We start from the raw sequence: 20,849 nt of genomic DNA, 5'->3' as shown, positions 1-20,849 counted from the left end.
CGCGCGTGACCGCGACGAACCCGACGCGCGTGCAGGCGTCGTTCTGGCGCACGTCACGTCAATGGCCGGACTCCCTGGTGCTGGCCTGGCGCCGCTCCATGCGCTTCCGGGCGACGGCGATCACGATGCTGCTCACCGCATTGGCGATCTTCATCACCTGCGTCATCATGGCCCTGGTGATCCGCAACGACCTGTTCGAATCCCGCAAGGACGAGGCGCTGCACAACGCACGCATCTCGGTCTCGCAGGCGCAGAAGCTGCTTGACTCCGGTCAGGTCGGCGACGACCGTGCCGCCACCGCGGCGCTGTGGGGCGAAGCCCAGCGGGTTCTCGGGCGCGCGGCATCCACCGACCGCATCGTCGGGTTCTTCGCCGAGAGCGAGGGGGACGGCTTCGCGCCGTCCGGCTTCCGCAGCCTCCGGCCGTTCCCGACGCTGAGCACCGAGCTGCGGACCAGGGTCATCCAGGTGCCGGGGCGTCAGGCGTGGCAGTCCGTCGAACTGCCGCAGGATGACGGCACGAGCACCGCCGGCATCGTCGTCGGCCAGCTGCTGACCATTCACGACGTCGGCAGCTACGACATCTACATGGCCTACGACCTCGCCGACGCCGACGAGACCCTGCTGTTCGTGCAGCGCACGCTGTGGCTCGCCGGCATCTCGCTGGTGGCCATCATCGCCGGCATATCGTGGCTCGTGATGCGTTCGGTGTCGACCCCGATCATCGAGGCGGCCGAGACGAGCGCGCGCCTGGCATCGGGCGACCTCGAGGTGCGTCTGCCGGTGCGCGGCGAGGACGAACTGGCCACGCTCGGCCGATCGTTCAACGCGATGGCCGACAGCATCGAGAACCAGATCAGCGAGCTCGCCGAGCTCTCACTCGTGCAGCAGCGGTTCGTGTCCGATGTGTCGCATGAGCTGCGCACCCCGTTGACCACGATCCGGCTGGCGGCCGAGATGATCAACGACCAGAAGGACGGTTTCGATCCCACGACCGCCCGCACAGCCGAGCTGCTGCACACTCAGGTGCAGCGCTTCGAGACGCTGCTGTCGGACCTGCTCGAGATCAGCCGCTACGACGCGGGATCGGTGCAGCTCGAGGTCGAGGCGACGAGCCTCGCGCAGCTGGCGGAGGAGATCGTCGAGCAGCTGCGTCCGCTGGCGAGCGCACACCATTCGGAGGTCCGCATGGTCGCTCCCGGCGGATACTCGCCCGTCGACATGGATCCGCGGCGGGTGCGGCGCGTGCTGCGCAACCTCGTCGGCAACGCCATCGAACACGGCGAGGGCAAGCCCATCGTCGTCACGGTCGACAGCAACCAGTACGCAGTGGCCGTCAGCGTCCGCGACTTCGGGCTCGGGATGCGTCCCGAGGACGCCGTCAGGGTCTTCGACCGGTTCTGGCGGGCCGATCCGTCGCGCAAGCGCACCATCGGCGGCACCGGGCTCGGCCTGTCCATCGCGCTGGGTGATGCCAAGCTGCACGGCGGGAACCTGGAGGTCTGGTCCGAGCTGGGCGTCGGCACGAACTTCGTGCTCACCATCCCGCGCGGCGGCACCGTGCCCAGCGGGCAGGGACCCGTGCCGCTCGAGCCGCAGCCCATGCTCTCCGACATCGGCGACCTCACCCAGCCGATCGCCGTGCGCGCGGCATCCGATGCGGCGCCGCGCGGGCGAGGGGGGAGTGAGCGGACATGAGGCTGCGCACAGGCATCCGACTGCTCGCCATCGCCGTGGCGGGACTGCTGCTAGCGGGCTGCACCGGGCTGCCCACGTCCGGTCCGCCGAACGCCGGGCTGACCGTCGGGGAGGACGGCGAGGAACCCGACTTCACACCGATCGCGCCCGACCCCGAACCCGGAGCGGGGCCGGAGAGGATCGTCGCCGGATTCCTGGAGGCGTCGATGACGCCGGCGAACAACTGGGAGATCGCCCGCAAGTTCCTCACCGAGGACTTCTCGCGCGAATGGGACCCCGAGGTCGGCGTCGCGATCGACTCATCGGTGCTCAAGCGGGAGTTCGATCCGAGCGTCGAGGCGGATGACGAGGCCGCGACCACCGCCGAGGTGAACGTGCAGCTCGACCAGATCGCCAGCGTCGATGCCGACGGCGCCTACAGCGCGGCGACGGGACAGGCGAAGGCCACCTACCGGCTCGTGCGCGCCGAGGGCGGCGAATGGCGCATCTCGGAGGCCAAGGACGGAATCACCCTCGATATCGAGACGTTCGCGAAGGTGTACGAGAAGTTCTCGCTGAAGTACTTCGACCCGTCGTGGAGCCACCTGGTGCCCGACGTGCGCTGGTATCCGCGCCGCGCGGCGATGGCGACGACGATAACGCGAGCGGTGATCTCCGGCACGCCGACCGACTGGCTCGCCCCCGCCGTTCAGACGGCTTTCCCCGCAGATGTGGCGCTTGTCGGCGACGCGGTGCCCATCGATGCCGATCAGGTGGCTTCCGTCTCGCTCACGCGGTCCGCGCTGTCGGCATCCTCCGCCGTGCTGGCGCGGATGCGCACCCAGCTGGAGGCGAGCCTGGCCGGCGCTGGTGTCGCCGAGGTGCGATTCGTCGTGGACGGATCACCGCTGTCGGCCGATACCGTCTCACTCGACGAGTCGATCGTCGACCCCGGCGTGCTCGTGCTCACCGACGAGACGTTCGGCACCGCCGGCGCTGGTGGCGACATCGCCCCTGTGACAGGACTCACCGCGCAGATCGACAAGATCTCCTCACCCATCCAGGCGATGGACATCAGCAGGGATGCCCTGCTCGCCGCCGTGCAGCAGGGAGACGGACGCGTCTTCGCCGTCAGCGACGGCACCGCCAACGAGGTCGACAGCAGGTCGAACCTGGTCACGCCGTCGCTGGATCCGTTCGGATTCATCTGGACGGTGCCCCGGCACGAACCCGGTGAGGTCAAGGCGTGGGAGGCCCGGGTCGTCGAGCACAACGTCGTCGCGGATTGGCCGGAGACCGACTCGATCAGCCATCTGCGCGTGTCGGCGGACGGTGCGCGCGTCGCGGGCGTGGTCGCCTCCGGAGGACAGCACCGCCTGGTGGTCGCCTCGGTCGTGCGAGGCGAGGGCTCCGCGCCGGTTGAGCTCGGCGACGTGCAGGAGATCGCGCTGCTGTCGGGCCCTGCCGACGGGATCGCGTGGATCGGCGCCGATTCGATCGCCGTGCTCTCAAGCGCCCCCGGGACAGCGCTGACCACGTACATGGTCGGTGGCCCTGCGGCCGTGTCGCCCGCGCCGGAAGGTGCGACTTCGCTCGCCGGTGCCAAGACGACCACGGGACTGCGCGTGCTGACCTCTGACGGCGCCGTGTACGCGCTGCGCGGCTCGTCCTGGCAGTCGTCCGTGCAGGACGTGCTGGTGCTCGGCACCCGCGCCGGATACTGATCCTCCTGCACATCCGACCGCGACGTCGAGTTGTCCACGGTTGCCGCGCCGAGTGCTCGACCGCCCTCGTGCAGGCACGAAGATCAGCGGATGGATGCTGATCAGTGGATGCGGATCGGACAGGAGGCGCTCGCCTTCCTGCTGGCGGCGAGCTGCCCGGGCTGTGATCAGCCGGGAACGCTGCTGTGCGACCGATGCCGGCAGCTGCTCGAGCCTCAGCCGCAGCGGCTGACGACCCCGCAGGGGCTCGAGGTGCGCGCGGCGATGACGTTCGAGGGGGTGCCGGCGCGCAGCATCCGGCGTCTCAAGGAGGACGGCGCCACGATTCTCGCCCGACCGCTCGGATGCGCCGTGGCCGGCATCCTGGGCGAGGCGGCGCGCGGCGCCGTCATCGCGCCCGTGCCGACGAGCTGGGTGAGCTTTCGACGTCGGGGCTTCCGGGTGCCCGAGCTGCTGATCCGCCGCGCCGGATTCGAGTCGCGACGCACGCTGCGGCCGGTGCGGCGCACGGCCGATCAGCGCGGCCTCGGAAGGGCTGCCAGGGCGCGCAACGTCGACGGCAGCATGCGCGCGCATCCGGCGCCTCGCAGTCACGCCCGGGTCGTGATCTTCGATGACGTGGTGACCACGGGAGCGACGCTGGATGAGGCCGCGCGGGCGCTGCGCGCAGCCGGATGGCACCCGGTCGGCGCCGTCGCGCTCGCCGCGACCGCTCGTCTCCGCGGCACGGATCCGACACGCTCGGAACACACGGTGAACTGGTAGTGACATCCGCCGATTCGCCGACTAGCGTAGGGGGTCACAAGGCGACCACGGTCCGCCCTTGGCCGGGTGGACCGGGACAAGGAGGCAGTGATGGAAACGAGCATCGTCGGCGTCGGAGTGAGCATCTCCGATCGGTTCCGGACGGTTGTCGAGGAGAAGACAGCCCGTATCCAGACGCTCGCACCGCGAGCGCTGCGACTCGAGATCAAGGTCACGCACCGTGCCTATCGCAACGGGCGCGTCCCGGACGAGACGGTGGAGCTCACACTCCTCGGGAAGGGACCCGTCGTCCGCGCTGAAGCGGTCGACTCCGACAAGTTCACCGCGCTCGACATGGCTCTCGACAAGCTCTCCGAGCAGCTGCGCCGGGCGAAGGAGAAGCGCATCGACGGCCGCAACCAGGCTCGTGGCGCGCACTTCGAGAAGGGAAGCGGCGCTCTGGCCGGCATCGACGTGCAACCCGCATCCGTCGACGTGCTGCAGGCAGTCGCGACCGGTGCGATCCCCGTGCAGAACGATGAGGACGAGGCTTACTCGCCCGTCGTCATCCGCACGAAGAACTTCGATGCGGAATGGATGACCGTCGAGGAGGCCGTCGACCGCATGGAGCTCGTCGGCCACGACTTCTTCCTGTTCGTGGATGCCCGCAGCGACCACCCGAGCGTCGTGTACCGCCGCAAGGGCTGGGACTACGGCGTCATCTCGCTGACGACCGCGGCCCCGCCATCCGAGGCGCTCGCGTCCTGATCAGATCAAAGAGGCGCCCCTCTCAGGAGGGGCGCCTTTCTCTGCCCGCTGCGACGCAGGACGCCTCAGTCGAAGATGCCGTCGAGGATGCTGCCGATCACCAGACCGCCGAGCACACCGCTGACGATGTCACCGCCACCGCCGCCGCGTCGTCCGCCGGGGCCCCAGCTCTGACCGCCGCCGCCCCAGCCCTGATCCTGCGGGCGGGAGGAGTCGATGTCGCGCTGCGCGAGCTGCAGCGCTTCGGCGGCGAGCTGCGCGACGCGCCGTGCTGAGGACAGGGCGAGGTCGCGGGTCTCCTCCGCCGGGAGCATGGCCGGAACGTCGACGCGCAGCCGTTCTGCTTCGGCGAGGCGCGTGCGGGCGTCGGCGCCGATCCAGCCGCGATGTCCGGAGATGAGCCCGCGTGCGACGCCCAGCTGACGATCCGCGTCGTCGATCGCGTGCTGCACCTGGTCGAGGGAGGGGAGCGGATGCTGCGCGCGGTAGTGCGCCTTGTCGATCGCCGCGTCGAGCGCGGTGTTGGCGGTGCGCAGTTCGCTCAGCTCGGCGAACGGGTCGTTGCGGGCACCTGCGGGCGCGAGGGCACGCAGGGCTGTCTCCAGGGCCGCGGTGGCTGCCACCACCTCCGGCACCTGCGGTGCGTCGCGTGCGGCGATGATGTCACCGCGGGAATCGGCGACGACGTCCGCGAGGGTCGACTCGGCGCGCAGCGCCTCGATCTCGAAGTCCTCGACGGCGTCGAGGATGGCTGACGTGCGGCGCACCGCCTCGGTGGCGGTCTCCATGGCGAGGTTCGCCTCTTCGTTCTGCCCTGCAGCGCGACGTCGCTCGGACACATCGGCGCCGTGGGTGGCGAATGCGATCAGCTGCTCGGCCTCGTCCGCGGCCGAGGCGATCCGCCGCATCGCGGATTCCGCGTAGCGGGACGAGAGTCGCTCGATCGTGGTGCGCGCGTGCGGGACGCGGCTGCTCAGCGACTCGGCATCCCGTCGCACCTGTGCGACGATCTGCGGAGCCCGCCGCACCTTGGCGACGGCCTCTGCGAGCACCTCGGTCTTCTCGTCGAGCAGGCCCTCTGCCCACTCGCAGAGCTGCACGATGCGGGCGTTGCGGGTGCGCAGCTCCTCTTCGGTGTCGGGGATCTCGTCGTGATTCAGCTGGTGCAGCTGGAACGCCTCGCGCATGTGCGTGCGCACGGCATCGAGAGCGGCTTTCAGGTCACCGGTCAGCGACTCGCCGAGCTCGGCCTGCGCGAAGGCGAGCTCGTCCGTGGTCGTGCGGATGTGCTCGTCCGCCGCGACCAGCGACTGCTCGGCGTGGCGCGCGAGATCCGCGTCCTGCGCCTGCTGCGCTTCCTGCTCACGTTTGCGTCTGCCCCAGAATCCGGCCATTCCTCGATCCTACGGTCGACAGCCGATGCTCGTGCTGTGCATCGCATGCGCCTTCGGCGAACAAGATGCGCTCCGCGTCAGACAGCTGCTCCCAGAGCCGGCACTCCGCCCTTCGCGCGGGGTGGTCGCCCGCGACGCGGCGTCTGCGTGCTGATCTCCAGATGGAGGGTCTGCGGGGCGTGCGTCCCCAGCCGCGACTCCACATGATCGAGCCAGCGCAGCTCGGCCTCCGCCCGGAAGATGAGCGAATCAGCCACCAGCTGCCAGGCGAGCGCCTCGCCGCCCGGCGCTCCTCCGGACTCGCGCCGCCGCAGCTCATCCAGCGCGGCCAGGGACGCTTCCCGCTGTCGGTGCACGATCGTCTTGACGTCGACCCCGGGAAGCGTCGCAGCGAGTGCCAGCTTGATCGGCAGCTCGTCCCGCGTGCCGCTCTGCCTGGGCACAGGGGAGTCCAGCCAGTCACGCACCTCCGCACGACCGGCGTCGGTGATCTCGTAGTAGACATGCCCCTGGTCGTTCACGTCTCCCTTGCCCACCAGACCGTCGCGCTCCAGCCGCTCCAGAGTGTTGTAGATCTGGCCGACGTTGAGAGGCCACGTGGATCCGGTGCGGCGATCGAATTCGGCGCGCAGCTGGTAGCCGTAACACGGTCCCTGTTCGAGGATCGCGAGCAGGCTCTGGCGGACGGACATGTGCGCTCCGATCGTTTCCCGGTATTGCATTTCTGAGTATATGCAGAACCTGCTCGTCCACAGCATGCGCAGGTCACTGGCCGGTAACATGGCACGGTATGTCCGGCGTGGAACGTTCGCCGGGCCGAATACCCAAGGGAGACATCCGTGGCGAATCCTCTCGAGAAGCTGCTGCGCGCCGGTGAAGGTCGAATCCTTCGGCGCCTGAAGCAGGTCGCGAAAGCCGTGAACGCGCTGGAAGACGACTTCGAGAAGCTCACCGATGACGAGCTGCGCGGCGAGACCGCGGAACTGCGCGCGCGCTTCGAGAAGGGCGAGACCCTCGACCAGCTGATGCCCGAGGCCTTCGCCGCCGTCCGCGAGGCCGCGCGCCGCACGCTCGGAATGCGCGCCTACGATGTGCAGATCATGGGTGGTGCGGCGCTGCACTTCGGCAACATCGCCGAGATGAAGACCGGTGAGGGCAAGACCCTCGTCGCCGCCTTCCCCTCGTACCTGAACGCCATCGCGGGCAAGGGCGTGCACATCATCACGGTGAACGACTTCCTCGCCTCGTACCAGTCGGAGCTGATGGGCCGCGTGCACCGCGCGCTGGGCATGACCACCGGCACGATCGTCTCGGGTCAGAACCCCGAGGTGCGTCGCCAGCAGTACGGCGCCGACATCACGTACGGCACCAACAACGAGTTCGGCTTCGACTACCTGCGCGACAACATGGCGTGGCGCAAGGAAGACCTGGTTCAGCGCGAGCACTTCTTCGCCATCGTCGACGAGGTCGACTCGATCCTCATCGACGAGGCGCGCACCCCGCTGATCATCTCGGGTCCGTCCTCGGGCGAGGCCAACCGGTGGTTCACCGAGTTCGCCAAGATCGCGCGCACTCTCGAGGCGGGGGTCGACTATGAGGTCGACGAGAAGAAGCGCACCGTCGGCGTGCTCGAGCCCGGCATCGAGAAGGTCGAGGACTACCTCGGCATCGACAACCTCTACGAGTCGGCGAACACTCCGCTGATCTCGTTCCTGAACAACTCGATCAAGGCGATCGCGCTGTTCAAGAAGGACACCGACTACGTCGTGATGAACGACGAGGTCATGATCGTCGACGAGCACACCGGCCGCATCCTGGTCGGCCGTCGCTACAACGAGGGCATCCACCAGGCGATCGAGGCCAAGGAGGCCGTGCCGGTCAAGGCCGAGAACCAGACGCTGGCAACGGTGACGCTGCAGAACTACTTCCGCCTGTACGACAAGCTCGCAGGCATGACCGGCACCGCCGAGACCGAGGCCGCCGAGTTCATGTCGACGTATCAGCTCGGCGTCGTCCCGATCCCGACGAACCGCCCGATGATCCGCAAGGACCAGCCGGATCTCGTCTACAAGAACGAGCAGGCCAAGTTCGCCCAGGTCGTCGAAGACATCGCCGAGCGTCACGTGACCGGCCAGCCGGTCCTGGTCGGAACCGTCAGCGTCGAGAAGAGCGAGTACCTCTCGCGCCTGCTCGCCAAGAAGGGCGTCAAGCACGAGGTCCTCAACGCCAAGAACCACGCTCGCGAGGCCGAGATCGTCGCGCTCGCCGGAAAGCTCGGTGCCGTCACCGTTGCCACCAACATGGCCGGCCGCGGTACCGACATCATGCTCGGCGGCAACGCCGAGTTCCTCGCCGTGCAGGAACTGAAGTCCAAGGGCCTCGACCCGGAGGAGACTCCGGAGGAGTACGAGGCCGCGTGGGACGAGACCTACGAGGCGATGAAGAAGAAGGTGGCCGAGGATGGCGAGAAGGTCGCCGAGGCCGGTGGCCTTTACGTGCTCGGCACGGAGCGCCACGAATCCCGCCGCATCGACAACCAGCTGCGCGGACGCTCTGGTCGTCAGGGCGACCCCGGCGAGAGCCGCTTCTACCTGAGTCTCACCGATGACCTGATGCGGCTCTTCCAGTCGGGTGCGGCGGAGGCGATCCTCGCCCGCACCAACTTCCCCGACGACGTGCCGATCGAGTCGGGCCTCGTCAGCCGCGCGATTCGCAGCGCCCAGTCGCAGGTCGAGGCGCGCAATGCCGAGATGCGCAAGAACGTCCTCAAGTACGATGACGTCCTCAACCGCCAGCGCGAGGCCATCTACGCCGATCGGCGTCAGATCCTGCACGGAGACGACATCGCCGACCGTGTCCGGCACTTCATCGAGGACGCCATCGGGGGAGTGGTCGACGACCACACCAGCGAGGGGCACACCGAGAGCTGGGACTTCGACGCGCTGTGGACCGAGCTGAAGACCCTCTATCCGATGGATGTCTCCATCGACGAGGTCGTCGCCGAGGCCGGCGATCGCAAGGGCGGCATCAGCGCCGCCGGTCTCAAGCGAGAGCTGCTCTCCGACGCGCTGATCGCGTACGAGAAGCGCGAGGAGACGCTCGGCGAGGCCGCGACCCGCGAGCTGGAGCGCCGCGTCGTGCTGCAGGTGCTGGATCGCCGCTGGCGCGACCACCTCTACGAGATGGACTACCTGAAGGACGGCATCGGACTGCGCGCGATGGCGCAGCGCGACCCGCTGATCGAGTATCAGCGCGAGGGATACGCGATGTTCCAGTCGATGATGGGCCAGATCAAGGAGGAGTCGGTCGGCTACCTCTACAACCTCGAGGTCGAGGTGCGCCGCGCAGGCGACCAGCCCGAGGTCGAGGCGAAGGGGCTCATCGACGCCCAGCCCGAGCAGAAGCTCGAGTACTCCGCCCCGAACGACTCGGGCGACGTCGAGGTGCGCAACGAGCGCGGCCAGGTGCAGCAGGCGGCCACCGCGAGACTGCGCAAGGCCGGCGACGCAGGCGAGACACGCGGCGCGTTCGGACAGCCGACGGATGCCCCGGCCGACGCCCCCGCGGCGAACCGGCAGCAGCGTCGTGCGCAGGAGCGCCGGAAGAACTGACGCCCACTCCACGTGGACCGGGGCGCTCGCGCGCCCCGGTATCCTGGGCGAATGACCCGCCGAACCCTGGACCAGTCCTCCAAGCTGAAGAACGTTCTCTACGAGATCCGCGGCAAGGCACTGGTCGAGGCGGCGCGGCTGGAGGCCGAGGGCCACCAGATCCTCAAGCTGAACACCGGGAACCCGGCGATCTTCGGCTTCGAGGCACCTCACCAGATCGTCCGGGACATGCTCGCGGCGCTGCCGAGTTCGCACGGCTACAGCGACAGCAAGGGCGTCATCTCCGCACGCCGCGCCGTCGTGAGCCGCTACGAGGAGATCGAGGGATTCCCGCGCTTCGACCCGGATGACGTCTACCTCGGAAACGGTGTGTCCGAACTCATCACGATGGTGATGCAGGCGCTGTTGGACGAAGGCGACGAAGTGCTCATCCCGGCACCGGACTATCCGCTGTGGACGGCGATGACCTCCCTCGCCGGCGGCACGCCGGTGCACTACCTCTGCGATGAGGAGAACGGCTGGCAGCCCGATCTCGAGGACATCCGCTCGAAGGTGACGCCGCAGACCAAGGCGATCGTCATCATCAACCCGAACAACCCGACCGGAGTGGTCTACTCGCGGGAGGTCCTCGAAGGACTCGCGCAGATCGCCCGTGAGAATCAGCTGCTGCTGCTCTCCGATGAGATCTACGATCGCATCCTCTTCGACGACGCTCAGCACATCCCCACCGCGACGGTCGCTCCCGACCTGCTGTGCCTGACGTTCAACGGCCTGTCGAAGACGTACCGCGTCGCCGGCTACCGATCCGGCTGGCTCGTGATCACCGGTCCGAAATCGCACGCGAAGGGCTTCCTCGAGGGGATCACACTGCTCGCCTCGACCCGGCTGTGCCCGAACGTCCCGGCGCAGCATGCGGTGCAGGCCGCGCTCGGCGGCGTGCAGTCGATCGATGCGCTGATCGCACCGACCGGTCGGCTGCACGAGCAGCGCGATATCGCCTGGGAAGGCCTGGAAGCCATTCCGGGCGTCAGCTGTGTGAAGCCCGAGGGAGCGCTCTACGCGTTCCCGCGGCTCGACCCGAACGTGCACGAGATCCGCGACGACGCCAAGCTCGTCTACGATCTGCTGGTGTCGGAGAAGATCCTTCTGGTGCAGGGCACCGGTTTCAACTGGCCGACCCCCGATCACCTGCGCATCGTGACACTGCCCGAGGCGCGGGTGCTCAGCGAAGCCGTCGAGCGGCTCGGGAACTTCCTCGCGAGCTACCGGCAGTGACCGGCTGCCGTGCGCCGAGGCTGGCTGCCACGCGCCGCACGGCCGACACGAGCTGGGAGCGGGGCATCACATCCGCGATCGCTCTGGCGTGCAGCGCAGCAGCGTCCGCGGCGCGCTGGTCGTAGGGGACGAACGCGACGTCCTGGATGCCCGCGAAGCGGTCGAGCGTGCGGCGGATCTGACCTCGGGAGTCGATTCCCAGCGGCCCGGGGCGCACGCGGTTCGCGACGACGGTGACCGGGGTGTCGCCGACGAGATGGCGCAGCTCGGCTTGGCCGCGCAGGAACCTGCTCACGCCGAGCGGATCGGCTGACAGCACCGCCACGACCTCATCCGCCTCCAGCAGCGTCGCGGCGGTGGCGGCATGGCGGGCTGGTGCGAGCGGATCGAGCGGATCGTCATCCTCGTCGAATGCGGCAGACACGTCGACGACCGTCTCGTCGAGCGCGCTCCGGCATACACCGAGTGTCGTGCGCAGACGGCCGCCGGCGAGCTCGGGCCATCGGCTCGGGCGGTTCAGTCCGCTCAGGACGTCGATCGTGCCGCCCGAGGTCTCGACGGCGGTCGACAGTCGCGAGAGCTCTGCGACGTCGAGACTGCCGAGCTCGGCACGACGACACGCTGCGGCCAGGCCGGGCGATTCGTCGCCGAGACCGAGCTGCAGCGCCACCGACGGGGCCACGCTGTCGGCGTCGACGAGTGCGGTGCGCCGTCCCGCGCGGGCGAGTTCGACCGCGAGCTGAATGGCGAGGGTGGAGCGCCCCGGCGCCCCGTGCGGGCCCCATACGGCGATCACCCGAGACGGCCGCTGTGCGCCGGCATCGGTTGTGGAGGCCGGCTCACCCGCGGAGAGCGCCTGGACGAAGCGCGACGCGGGGGAGTCGTACGGCAGCGGATCGGCCAGGCCGAATCGCGCCGCCAGACGGCTGTCGGCGGCGCCGATGGGGATCAGGCGCACGCCGGCGCGATCACATGCACTGACCAGATCGGGCGTCAGCATGCCGCGGGTGGGCTCCAGAAGCAGGGCGTCCCGGCCGACGAGTGAGGTGTCGGTCAGCTGATCGGGGGCGATGAGGTCGACCTCGACGCCCTCCAGCTCGAGATCGGATGCCAGCATTCGCGCGTCATCACCGGCGGCTGCGATCAGAACCGATGTCACGAGCCCGATCCCGCCGGGATGATCGAGATGGCATCCTCGCCGGTGATCGCAGCGAGAACGGCGGCGACATCAGCGCGGTCGATCACGACCTCGACATCGGTGCGGCTCTGAGCCAGCATCCCATCCGCCTCCGCGACGGCGACGACCACGGCGTCGCCGACGAGGATCCGCGGTTCGTCGAAGGAGCGGCCGTCCTTGTGCAGCGGCGCGTGCCACAGCTCGACAACGGTCCCGGCGCCAACGCCATCGGGCGTCGTGATGCTGTTCACGACGACGGTGGTGGTGCGGGCGTCTTCGGCGGGTCCGACGGCGGACAGCGGTACGAGCTCGCCCGAGGACAGCGTCCTGATCGCCACGGAACCGGGCTCGAGATCCTGCGGGGCGAGGTACGCGTCCGTGAGCACACCCAGACCGACATCGACGACCTGGAGGTCTCCGGAGTCGATCGTCTCGCCCAGCACCACGGTTCGGGTCGCCTGCAGCACGGGCGTGGTCTGCCGCGAAGACGAAACGAGCAGCCAGACGCCGGCGACGGAAGCGATGACGAGGACGACGCCGATGATGAAGCGGACATCGCCGAAGACAGGCCTTCGGGCACGGGAGTGCATCATGCAGTCATCGTCACAGATCCACCGGAGTCGCGGAAAAGTTATCCACAGGTGCGGACACGGCTGGTCGCGCGCGGACCGGACGGGGGACAATGAGAACATGCCCGAAGCATCCGGAACGGCTCCTCGCTTCCTCGCGCCCGCGCAGGTCGCCGAGCTGCTCAGCATCGAGGTCGATGAGGTCATCGCCCTCGTGCAGGACGGGCGACTGCGCGGGTCGCAGCTCGGCTCACCACCCCGATGGCGGGTTGAGGAATCGAGCCTCGCCGAATACCTCGCCGAGCAGTCCGAAGAGGCCCGGCGCATGGCGCTGTGGCGGCAGGCGAACGAGGCGAGCTTCCCCGAGGTCTGGGGCACCACTCCGCTGCGCCGCGACTGAGCCACAGCTCACAGCTCAGAGGTCGGCTGCTCCTTCGAGCCGCACCCAGGCGACGGCCGTGAACGGGATGCTGCGGAAGCCGCGGACCGCACGGGCTCGGCGGACCTCGTCCGCGTCATGCAGCGCGAGATCGAGGTGATCCGCTCCGGCGCGGTCGATCGAGCCGTGCATCGGATCGCCGGAGCCGAGGCCGACGGTGACGGGAGTGCGGCGGCGCGCGATGTCCCGCAGGACGAACCCGAACGACATCCGTCCGCGCAGTCCCGCCTCGCCCGTCGGCGCAGTGAGGCTGGACAGCAGGGTGCCGTGATCCACGCCCAGCGACACGATCGCCGGAATCGGCACGATGCGCAGTCGGCTGTCGTCATCGGACCCGATTCCGATCCAGTCGGCGCCGACGGCGCGCACCGACGCGCTCCGACGTGATCCGTCGACGAGTTGCAGCTGCACGGGGCTGCCGGACGCGGCCATGACCCGCAGTCGGTCATGCAGGGTGAGCTTCGAGATGCGCAGTCGCTCGGACTCGGCATCGAGGGCGGCGCGCTCGGCCTCCCACTCCGCTGCGAGCTGACCTTCCAGGTCATCGAAGAGATGCTCCCAATCCACCCGTATGACAGTAGGGGACGCGGATGAGGCCCCGCGGGAGTTATCCACAGATCCGGTTTCGCTCTTCCGTCTCGCGTTTCACCGTGGTCTACTCTTCTGAAGTTCGCTACGCAATGGATCATCGATGAGCTGCACGGCCGGGGGCACGAGAATGACGACGACGTTGAGTGAGTACTTCGCTCCACAGCCCACTTCTGCCGCTGATCTGCCCGATCCCGTGCCGCTGCTGCGGAGTCTCACTCAAGGCGTGCTCGAAGTTCTCGCCGGCGTCCGAGAGGTCGACCAGCTCGCCCGCTGGTTCAGCGAAGAAGCCTTCCGGGCGCTCGTCACCCGAGCCAACCTGTCGGCCAGGGCGCGCAGCGCCAGGGGCCTCGCGCCGACGCGGCCCGCATTCCGCATCCTGTCCATCCATCAGAGCTCTCCGGTCGACAGCGCAGTCGAGGCGGCGATAGTGGTCGCCGGCCCGGGTCGCACGCGTGCGGTCGCCATTCGCCTGGAGGGTCTTGACGGGCGCTGGCGCGCCAGCTCGCTGGCGGTGCTCTGAGCGCGCGCATCCACGGCAGCGCGGCGGCACCACAGTAGGCTGAACAGGTGTCAACGCTCAGTGATCTCGTCCACGCCCAGGGCCTTCTGACCGAAGCAGACGTCGAATGGCTGCACCGGCTCGCCGGCGACGGACAGCTGCTCGCCGACCTCGCCTCGGCCGACATGGTCATCTGGATCCAGACGGCCGATGGATCGTTCATCGCCGTGACGCACTCGCGCCCCAGCGGGGCTGCGACGCTCTTCTACCGCGATCTGGTCGGCGAGAAAGTGCGCCCGCAGTGGCGCACACAGGTGCAGTCCGCGTTCGAGTCCGGCACGATCGTCGACTCATCCTCCCCGGATTGGTTCGAGGAGACCCCGACACGCGTTCGGGCGGTGCCGATCGTGCGCGTCGCGGGAAAGGACGAGCGGGAGGTCATCGGCGTCCTCTCGCGGCACACGAACCTCGGCGAGGTCCGCACGCCGTCACGTCAGCAGATCAGCTTCGATGAGTGTGCCAACGACCTGTTCCGGATGATCACGTCCGGGGAGTTCCCCGACCTCGCGGCACCGACGGCGCCGCGGCGCGGCGCACCCCGGGCATCCGATGGTCTGATCCGGCTCGACGTCGACGGCATCACCACGTTCGCCAGCCCTAACGCGCTGTCGGCGTTCAACCGGATGGGCTTCGACGATGAGCTCGAGGGGGAGTCCCTCGCCGAGGTGACCACGCGCCTGGTGCCGCCGGCGCGGCAGGTGGATGAATCCCTGCCGGTGGTCGTCACCGGGCGGGCGCCCTGGCGCACCGACATGGAGGCGCGCGGTGTCACCGTGTCGCTTCGCGCCATCCCGCTGAAGGATCACGGCACGCGCATCGGTGCGATCGTGCTGTGCCGGGACGTGTCAGAGCTGCGGCACCAGGAGCAGGAGCTCATCACCAAGGACGCGACGATCCGCGAGATCCACCACAGGGTCAAGAACAACCTCCAGACGGTGGCCTCGCTGCTGCGCATCCAGGCGCGCCGGACCCACTCCGAGGAGGCCCGCGAGGCCCTGACGCAGGCGATGCGCCGCGTCGAGTCGATCGCAGTCGTGCATGACACCCTCGCCAGCGGACTGGCGCAGACGGTCGACTTCGACGAGGTCTTCGACCGGGTGCTCAAGCTCGTGGCAGAGGTGGCCGCAGCGCCGAACACCCGCGCACGCACCCAGCGAGAGGGGCGATTCGGCGTGCTGCCGAGCGAGTACGCCACACCGCTCGCCCTCGCGCTCACGGAGGTCGTCACGAATGCCGTGGAGCACGGTCTGGCGGGTCAGGAGGGCATCGTCAACATCGAGGCGACCCGCACCTCGGAGCTGCTGCGCGTGACGGTCACGGACACCGGCCACGGGCTGCCCGAGGGCAGGGTGGGGCAGGGACTCGGGACCCAGATCGTCCGCACCCTCATCCAGGGCGAGCTCAGCGGCACCATCGAGTGGAAGGGCAACGAGGGCGAGGGCACACAGGTGATCATCGAGATCCCGATGCGGTGGATCCTCGCCTGAGGCGCGCTCGCCCGGCCCTGCGCGGGCTGAACGCAGAAGCGCCGGGTGGATCCTGACGGATCCGGCCGGCGCTTGTGCGTTCGTCTCTCGGTGCTTCAGCCTGCGCGGCGGGCGCGCGCTGCGCGGCGCTTGAGAGCGCGGCGCTCGTCTTCGGAGAGACCGCCCCACACGCCCGAGTCCTGCCCGGACTCCAGGGCGTACTGCAGGCAGATCTCGGTCACCGTGCAGGTGGCGCAGACGGCCTTGGCCTTCTCGATCTGGTCGACGGCCGGTCCGGTGTTCCCGACGGGGAAGAACAGCTCGGGGTCGACGGTCAGGCAGGCGGCTTTATCGCGCCAGTCCATAGATGGCTCCTCAAATAGGTGTTCGGTGTGGTTGCCGATTTCGCGGCACTCTAGTTAGGGCGCGGATCGGGGGTCAGCTACCCTGGTGATGCAGGCTGATGCCCGCCCCACTCCGATGTGGGAGCACATGGCTTTGTCTATTGTGTTACAGAAACAATCTGAGATCAAGGGTTTTGTGACAACTCTTGGGAGGAGTTCGCGTGCGCCCTTCCGGCCCCGCCATCGCCGCAGCAGCCGTGCTCACATTCGAAGCCATCGCCATCGCCGTCGTCGCGCTGATCGAGCTGTTCGCTCTCGGCTCGGGGGCGACGGGGAGCACGATGAGCGCCGTGGCGCTGATCGTGCTCACGCTGGTCGCCGCGGCTCTCCTCGGCGTGTTCGCGGTCGGGACGCTCCGCAAGGCATCCTGGGCGCGCTCCGGTGGGATCCTTGTCCAGGTGCTGGGTCTGGCCCTCTCCCTCGGTGCGCTGAGCATCGAGCCGAAGCCGTGGACCTTCATCCTCGGCGTCGGCGTCACCGCGCTGGTCGGCTTCGCGCTCCTGATCGCCACGACGCGCAGGGACGGGTCATCCGATCCGCGTCTGCAGCAGCGCGCCGCCGACAGCGAGGACTGATCAGGCGTCGACGCCGAGCGTCTTGCGCAGACGCGCGACGTGGCCGGTGGCTTTGACGTTGTACTGCGCCACCTCGATCACGCCGCCCTCGTCGATGACGAAGGTCGAGCGGATGACGCCCTCGACGACCTTGCCGTAGTTCATCTTCTCGCCCCACACGCCATAGGCGCTGTGCACGGCGTGATCAGGGTCGCTGAGCAGCGTGAACGGGAGCCCGTCGCGCTCGCGGAACTCGCGCAGCTTGGAAGGCTCGTCGCGCGAGACGCCGACCACCGTGTAGCCGGATGCCTGCAGCGAGGCGATGCTGTCGCGGAAGTCGCACGCCTGGGTGGTGCAGCCCGGCGTCATGGCGGCTGGGTAGAAGTACAGGATCACCTTCTGCCCGCGCAGCGATGAGAGCGCGACGGTCTCGCCGTCCTGGTTGAGCAGCGAGAAGTCGGGGGCGGGGGTACCGGGTTCGAGGCGCGTAGTCGTCACACCTTCACCCTAGCCGCCGAAGGTCGTCAGCAGCCTCTGCAGCGAGTCCAGCCTGGCCCTGCCCGTCTCGCCGAGCGTGCCGTCGGCCGCCGCCTCGTTGAGGGCGCAGTCCTCGGCATCTGCGAGGTGTGTGCACCCACGCGGGCAGTTCTCGGCGATCTCGGCGAGCTCGGTGTACGCGGCCAGGATGTTCGCCGGATCGACGTGCCCGAGGCCGAACGAGCGGACACCGGGGGTGTCGATCACCCAGCCGCTGCCGCTCGCTGAGGTGTAGCGCAGCGAGACTGTGGACGACGAGGTGTGCCGCCCTCGCCCGGTGACCTCGTTGACGTGCCCGGTGGCGCGGCGGGCATCCGGAACCAGCGCGTTGACCAGCGTCGACTTGCCGACGCCGGAATGGCCGACGAAGACCGTCGAGTGGCCGATCAGCGCGGCGCCGATCTCATCCAGCGGCATCTCGCCGCGGGAACTGGTGAACACCCGCAGATCGAGTCCTTCGAAGTGCGAGAGGAAGTCTGCGGGATCGGCGAGGTCGGTCTTCGTCACGACGAGCAGCGGACGGATGCCGGCGTCCAGAGCCGCCACCAGGTAGCGGTCCACCAGACGAGCGCGCGGTTCGGGGTCGGCGGCCGCGACGACGACGAGCATCTGGTCGGCGTTCGCGACGATGACGCGCTCCACCTGGTCGGTGTCGTCGGCGCTGCGTCGCAGCAGCGACGTGCGCTCGACGATGCCGACGATGCGCGCGAGGGTGCCCTCGTCGCCGGAGGTGTCGCCCACGATCCGCGCGCGGTCGCCGGTGACGATCGGGGTGCGGCGCAGCTCGCGGGCGCGCGCGGCGATGACGGCGCGCTCGTCGGGGCCGTCCTCGTCGAGCAGCACGCTGTAGCGACCGCGGTCCACGCCGAGGATTCGGCCGATCTGAGCGTCTTCATGGGCAGGTCGGCGCTTGGTGCGCGGGCGATTGGCCTTCGGATTCGGGCGAGTGCGGATGCTGCTCTCGTCGAACTCCTCGAAGTCGTCGAGCTCGTCGCCCAGCCAGCTCACGCGATGGCGCCCTTCAGCATCCGCTCCCACAGCTGGGTGAACTCGGGGAGCGTCTTCGAGGTGGTGCCGATGTCATCGACCTCCACGCCCGGCACCCGCAGACCGATCAGCACACCCGTCGTCGCCATGCGGTGATCGTGGTGCGCCGGCCACACGCCGCCGTGCAGCGGACGCGGGATGATCCGCAGCCCGTCCGGCAGCTCCTCGGCTTCGCCGCCGAGCGCGCGCAGATTGCCGATCAGAGCCGCGATGCGGTCGGTCTCGTGCGTGCGGATGTGGCCGACCCCGTGGATCGTGGTGGGGCCGTCGGCGAAGGCGGCGAGCCCGGCGATCGTCGGAGTCAGCTCGCTCGCCGCGGAGAGGTCGAGATCGAGACCTCGGATGCCGTCGCCGGCGCGCACCGTGAGTGCGCCGGCATGGCGACTGGTGTGGGCACCCATCGCGTGCAGGATCTCCGGCAGCAGCGCGCCGGGCTGGGTGGAGTGCAGCGGCCAGCCGGAGACGGTGACCTCGCCGCCGGTGACAAGAGCGGCGGCCAGGAAGGGCGCGGCATTGGAGAGGTCGGGCTCGATCGCGATGTCCTTGCCGCGTGGCGTTCCCGCCTCGACCAGCCATTCGCCGACGGCGGGACGCTCGATGCGGATGCCCCGGCGGCTGAGGCACTCGATGGTCATGTCGATGTGCGGCAGGCTCGGCAGCGACTTCCCGGTGTGCACGAGGTGCAGACCGACGTCGAAGCGGGGAGCGGCCAGCAGCAGACCCGAGACGAACTGGCTGGAGCCGGAGGCGTCGATCTCGACGCGTCCGCCCCGCACGCGGCCGCGACCGCGCACCGTGAACGGCAGCGACCAATTGCCCTCGTCGTCGACGTCGACGCCGAGGTCGCGCAGGGCGGTGATGATCGCGCCCATCGGGCGGTGCAGAGCATTCTCGTCTGCGGTGAGGTGCACGTCATCGCGTGCGATCCCGGCCAGAGGGGCGATGAAGCGCATGACGGTGCCGGCCTGACCGCAGTCGATCGTGACGCCCCCGCCGAGCGGTGCGGGCGTCACGAGCAGGTCGGGTCCGAATTCGCCGTCGGACGGCACCTCCTCGATGCCGACGCCGAGCAGACGCAGGGCGTCGATCATGCGGCGGGAGTCGTCGGAATGCAGCGGGCGCAGCAGACGGCCGGGACCATCGGCGATCGCTGCGATCATCAGCTCGCGGTTGGTCAGGGACTTCGAACCGGGGATGGTGACGGACGCGTGCACAGGCAGGTCGACGTCCGGCGCGAGGTACGAGCCTCGGGCTGGGGCGGGGGAATACCGTGGAGTGCTCATCGGTTCATAGCCTAGTGAAGCCTGCGACATCCGGAGAGGGGCGTGACCGATGACAGCGATACTGACTCGTGATCCAGTCGACTTCACCGACATCGCCGAGCTCGCGCACCTAGACTGGCCGGTGATGGACGAGACAGCATCCAGCGATCCTCGACGCGATTTCGAGGAGCAGGCGATCCCCTTCATGGATCAGCTCTACGCCGCGGCGATGCGCATGACGCGCAATCCCGCCGACGCCGCTGACCTGGTGCAGGAGACCTTCGTGAAGGCGTACGGGGCATGGTCCTCGTTCGCACAGGGCACGAACCTCAAGGCGTGGCTGTACCGCATCCTCACGAACACGTACATCAACATCTATCGCAAGCGTCAGCGCGAGCCGTTCCAGGGAACCATCGACGAGCTCGAGGACTGGCAGCTCGGCGGCGCCGAGTCGACGACCGCCACGCACGGCCGCTCGGCTGAGGCGGAGGCGATCGACCGCATGCCGGCATCCGTCGTCAAGGATGCGCTGCAGGAGGTGCCCGAGGACTTCCGCCTCGCGGTCTACCTCGCCGATGTCGAGGGATTTTCCTACCAGGAGATCGCCGACATCATGAAGACGCCCATCGGCACCGTGATGAGCCGTCTGCACCGTGGCAGACGGATGCTGCGGGAGCTGCTGGCAGACTACGCCGCCGAGCGAGGGATCGTCGCGGCTGAACCGAGGAGCAGGAAATGAGCGACTGCGGCTGTGAGAAGGCGCGCAAGGATCTGGAGGAGTACCTCCGCAACGAGATCTGCGCGACCGAGCACTCCGACATCCGAGAGCACCTGGACAACTGCGTGTCGTGCCAGGACGAGGCGCTCGTGGCGAAGACCCTGACCGAGGTCGTCGCCCGCGCCTGCAAGGAGACCGCGCCCGAAGAGCTGCGCGCGCAGGTCTTCGCGCGACTGCGCATCGTGCAGAGCACGTCTCACTAGGTAGGCATCGTGCAGAGCACGTCTCATTAGGCATCGTGCAGAGCACGTCTCACTAGGTGGGCCGGCGGCGC

General features: G+C 68.8%; 21 protein-coding genes. 12 read left to right on the top strand and 9 right to left on the bottom strand.

Annotated features, from left to right (window positions below):
* The first annotated feature begins 5 nt into the window (after positions 1 to 5).
* The 4 genes from mtrB to hpf all read left to right on the top strand — a co-directional run bounded on the left by mtrB (position 6) and on the right by hpf (position 4,912).
* A complete protein-coding gene (gene mtrB, locus ACQUSX_RS04315; RefSeq protein WP_428905730.1) occupies positions 6 to 1,697 on the top strand; it encodes an MtrAB system histidine kinase MtrB in 1,692 nt (563 codons plus the stop codon).
* The gene (locus tag ACQUSX_RS04310; RefSeq protein ID WP_428905729.1) at positions 1,694 to 3,400 is read left to right on the top strand and encodes an LpqB family beta-propeller domain-containing protein; all 1,707 of its coding nucleotides are present in this window, start codon (positions 1,694 to 1,696) and stop codon (positions 3,398 to 3,400) included. The genes mtrB and ACQUSX_RS04310 overlap by 4 nt, the downstream gene beginning before the upstream one ends.
* Before the next feature lie 90 nt (positions 3,401 to 3,490).
* On the top strand, positions 3,491 to 4,165 hold the full coding sequence (locus tag ACQUSX_RS04305) for a ComF family protein (RefSeq protein WP_428905728.1): 675 nt from the start codon (positions 3,491 to 3,493) through the stop codon (positions 4,163 to 4,165).
* Between the two features lie 90 nt (positions 4,166 to 4,255).
* On the top strand, positions 4,256 to 4,912 hold the full coding sequence (gene hpf, locus ACQUSX_RS04300) for a ribosome hibernation-promoting factor, HPF/YfiA family (RefSeq protein ID WP_428905727.1): 657 nt from the start codon (positions 4,256 to 4,258) through the stop codon (positions 4,910 to 4,912).
* Between the two features lie 65 nt (positions 4,913 to 4,977).
* Here the strand turns inward: hpf and ACQUSX_RS04295 are convergent, their stop codons facing one another.
* Positions 4,978 to 6,306 carry a coiled-coil domain-containing protein gene (locus ACQUSX_RS04295; RefSeq protein ID WP_428905726.1) on the bottom strand — a complete coding sequence of 443 codons (1,329 nt, stop codon included), beginning with the start codon at positions 6,304 to 6,306 and terminating at the stop codon, positions 4,978 to 4,980.
* Positions 6,307 to 6,383: 77 nt separating this feature from the next.
* On the bottom strand, positions 6,384 to 6,998 hold the full coding sequence (locus ACQUSX_RS04290) for a PadR family transcriptional regulator (protein WP_428905725.1): 615 nt from the start codon (positions 6,996 to 6,998) through the stop codon (positions 6,384 to 6,386).
* A gap of 147 nt (positions 6,999 to 7,145) precedes the next feature.
* On the opposite strand from ACQUSX_RS04290, the gene secA reads away from it, so the two are divergent.
* Positions 7,146 to 9,917 carry a preprotein translocase subunit SecA gene (gene secA, locus ACQUSX_RS04285; protein ID WP_428905724.1) on the top strand — a complete coding sequence of 924 codons (2,772 nt, stop codon included), beginning with the start codon at positions 7,146 to 7,148 and terminating at the stop codon, positions 9,915 to 9,917.
* Positions 9,918 to 9,968: 51 nt separating this feature from the next.
* A complete protein-coding gene (locus ACQUSX_RS04280) occupies positions 9,969 to 11,192 on the top strand; it encodes a pyridoxal phosphate-dependent aminotransferase (RefSeq protein ID WP_428905723.1) in 1,224 nt (407 codons plus the stop codon).
* On the opposite strand, the gene ACQUSX_RS04275 is transcribed toward ACQUSX_RS04280, so the two are convergent.
* Together ACQUSX_RS04275 and ACQUSX_RS04270 are read right to left on the bottom strand one after the other, a co-directional pair.
* A complete protein-coding gene (locus ACQUSX_RS04275) occupies positions 11,140 to 12,351 on the bottom strand; it encodes a CpaE/TadZ family protein (protein ID WP_428905722.1) in 1,212 nt (403 codons plus the stop codon). The genes ACQUSX_RS04280 and ACQUSX_RS04275 overlap by 53 nt on opposite strands.
* Positions 12,348 to 12,962, bottom strand: a complete 615-nt coding sequence (locus tag ACQUSX_RS04270) for a CpaB family protein (protein ID WP_428905721.1) — start codon at positions 12,960 to 12,962, stop codon at positions 12,348 to 12,350. Before ACQUSX_RS04270 ends, ACQUSX_RS04275 begins: the two co-directional genes overlap by 4 nt.
* Before the next feature lie 97 nt (positions 12,963 to 13,059).
* On the opposite strand from ACQUSX_RS04270, the gene ACQUSX_RS04265 reads away from it, so the two are divergent.
* Positions 13,060 to 13,338 carry a helix-turn-helix domain-containing protein gene (locus ACQUSX_RS04265; protein WP_428905720.1) on the top strand — a complete coding sequence of 93 codons (279 nt, stop codon included), beginning with the start codon at positions 13,060 to 13,062 and terminating at the stop codon, positions 13,336 to 13,338.
* A gap of 15 nt (positions 13,339 to 13,353) precedes the next feature.
* Here the strand turns inward: ACQUSX_RS04265 and ACQUSX_RS04260 are convergent, their stop codons facing one another.
* Complete coding sequence (locus ACQUSX_RS04260) at positions 13,354 to 13,944, bottom strand: hypothetical protein (protein ID WP_428905719.1); 591 nt, start codon at positions 13,942 to 13,944, stop codon at positions 13,354 to 13,356.
* Positions 13,945 to 14,095: 151 nt separating this feature from the next.
* Between ACQUSX_RS04260 and ACQUSX_RS04255 the strand changes: the two genes are divergently transcribed.
* Together ACQUSX_RS04255 and ACQUSX_RS04250 are read left to right on the top strand one after the other, a co-directional pair.
* Complete coding sequence (locus tag ACQUSX_RS04255) at positions 14,096 to 14,488, top strand: Rv3235 family protein (RefSeq protein WP_428905718.1); 393 nt, start codon at positions 14,096 to 14,098, stop codon at positions 14,486 to 14,488.
* A 47-nt stretch (positions 14,489 to 14,535) separates the two neighbouring features.
* On the top strand, positions 14,536 to 16,014 hold the full coding sequence (locus ACQUSX_RS04250) for a sensor histidine kinase (RefSeq protein WP_428905717.1): 1,479 nt from the start codon (positions 14,536 to 14,538) through the stop codon (positions 16,012 to 16,014).
* A 95-nt stretch (positions 16,015 to 16,109) separates the two neighbouring features.
* Here the strand turns inward: ACQUSX_RS04250 and ACQUSX_RS04245 are convergent, their stop codons facing one another.
* Positions 16,110 to 16,358, bottom strand: coding sequence for a WhiB family transcriptional regulator (locus ACQUSX_RS04245; protein ID WP_071641453.1), 249 nt, complete (start codon positions 16,356 to 16,358; stop codon positions 16,110 to 16,112).
* A 200-nt stretch (positions 16,359 to 16,558) separates the two neighbouring features.
* On the opposite strand from ACQUSX_RS04245, the gene ACQUSX_RS04240 reads away from it, so the two are divergent.
* Positions 16,559 to 16,972 carry a hypothetical protein gene (locus ACQUSX_RS04240; RefSeq protein WP_428905716.1) on the top strand — a complete coding sequence of 138 codons (414 nt, stop codon included), beginning with the start codon at positions 16,559 to 16,561 and terminating at the stop codon, positions 16,970 to 16,972.
* Here ACQUSX_RS04240 and bcp read toward each other — a convergent pair whose 3' ends face one another.
* From bcp to aroA, 3 genes are read right to left on the bottom strand one after another with little or no spacing between them, the layout of a single operon-like run.
* Entirely contained in the window at positions 16,973 to 17,449 is a 477-nt protein-coding gene (bcp, locus tag ACQUSX_RS04235) for a thioredoxin-dependent thiol peroxidase (protein ID WP_428905715.1), read from the bottom strand.
* 9 nt (positions 17,450 to 17,458) lie between these two features.
* Entirely contained in the window at positions 17,459 to 18,496 is a 1,038-nt protein-coding gene (rsgA, locus tag ACQUSX_RS04230) for a ribosome small subunit-dependent GTPase A (RefSeq protein ID WP_428905714.1), read from the bottom strand.
* Entirely contained in the window at positions 18,493 to 19,818 is a 1,326-nt protein-coding gene (aroA, locus tag ACQUSX_RS04225) for a 3-phosphoshikimate 1-carboxyvinyltransferase (protein ID WP_428905713.1), read from the bottom strand. The genes rsgA and aroA overlap by 4 nt, the downstream gene beginning before the upstream one ends.
* A 49-nt stretch (positions 19,819 to 19,867) precedes the next feature.
* Here aroA and ACQUSX_RS04220 point away from each other — a divergent pair, with 49 nt between their 5' ends.
* Together ACQUSX_RS04220 and ACQUSX_RS04215 are read left to right on the top strand one after the other, a co-directional pair.
* Complete coding sequence (locus ACQUSX_RS04220; protein ID WP_428905712.1) at positions 19,868 to 20,536, top strand: sigma-70 family RNA polymerase sigma factor; 669 nt, start codon at positions 19,868 to 19,870, stop codon at positions 20,534 to 20,536.
* Entirely contained in the window at positions 20,533 to 20,778 is a 246-nt protein-coding gene (locus tag ACQUSX_RS04215) for a zf-HC2 domain-containing protein (protein ID WP_428905711.1), read from the top strand. The genes ACQUSX_RS04220 and ACQUSX_RS04215 overlap by 4 nt, the downstream gene beginning before the upstream one ends.
* The last annotated feature ends 71 nt before the right edge of the window (positions 20,779 to 20,849 follow it).

The organism is Microbacterium alcoholitolerans (assembly GCF_050408615.1).
Lineage (GTDB): Bacteria > Actinomycetota > Actinomycetes > Actinomycetales > Microbacteriaceae > Microbacterium.
The sequence above is the reverse complement of the archived record's forward strand: the minus strand, read 5'-3'. Positions and strand labels throughout refer to the sequence as shown.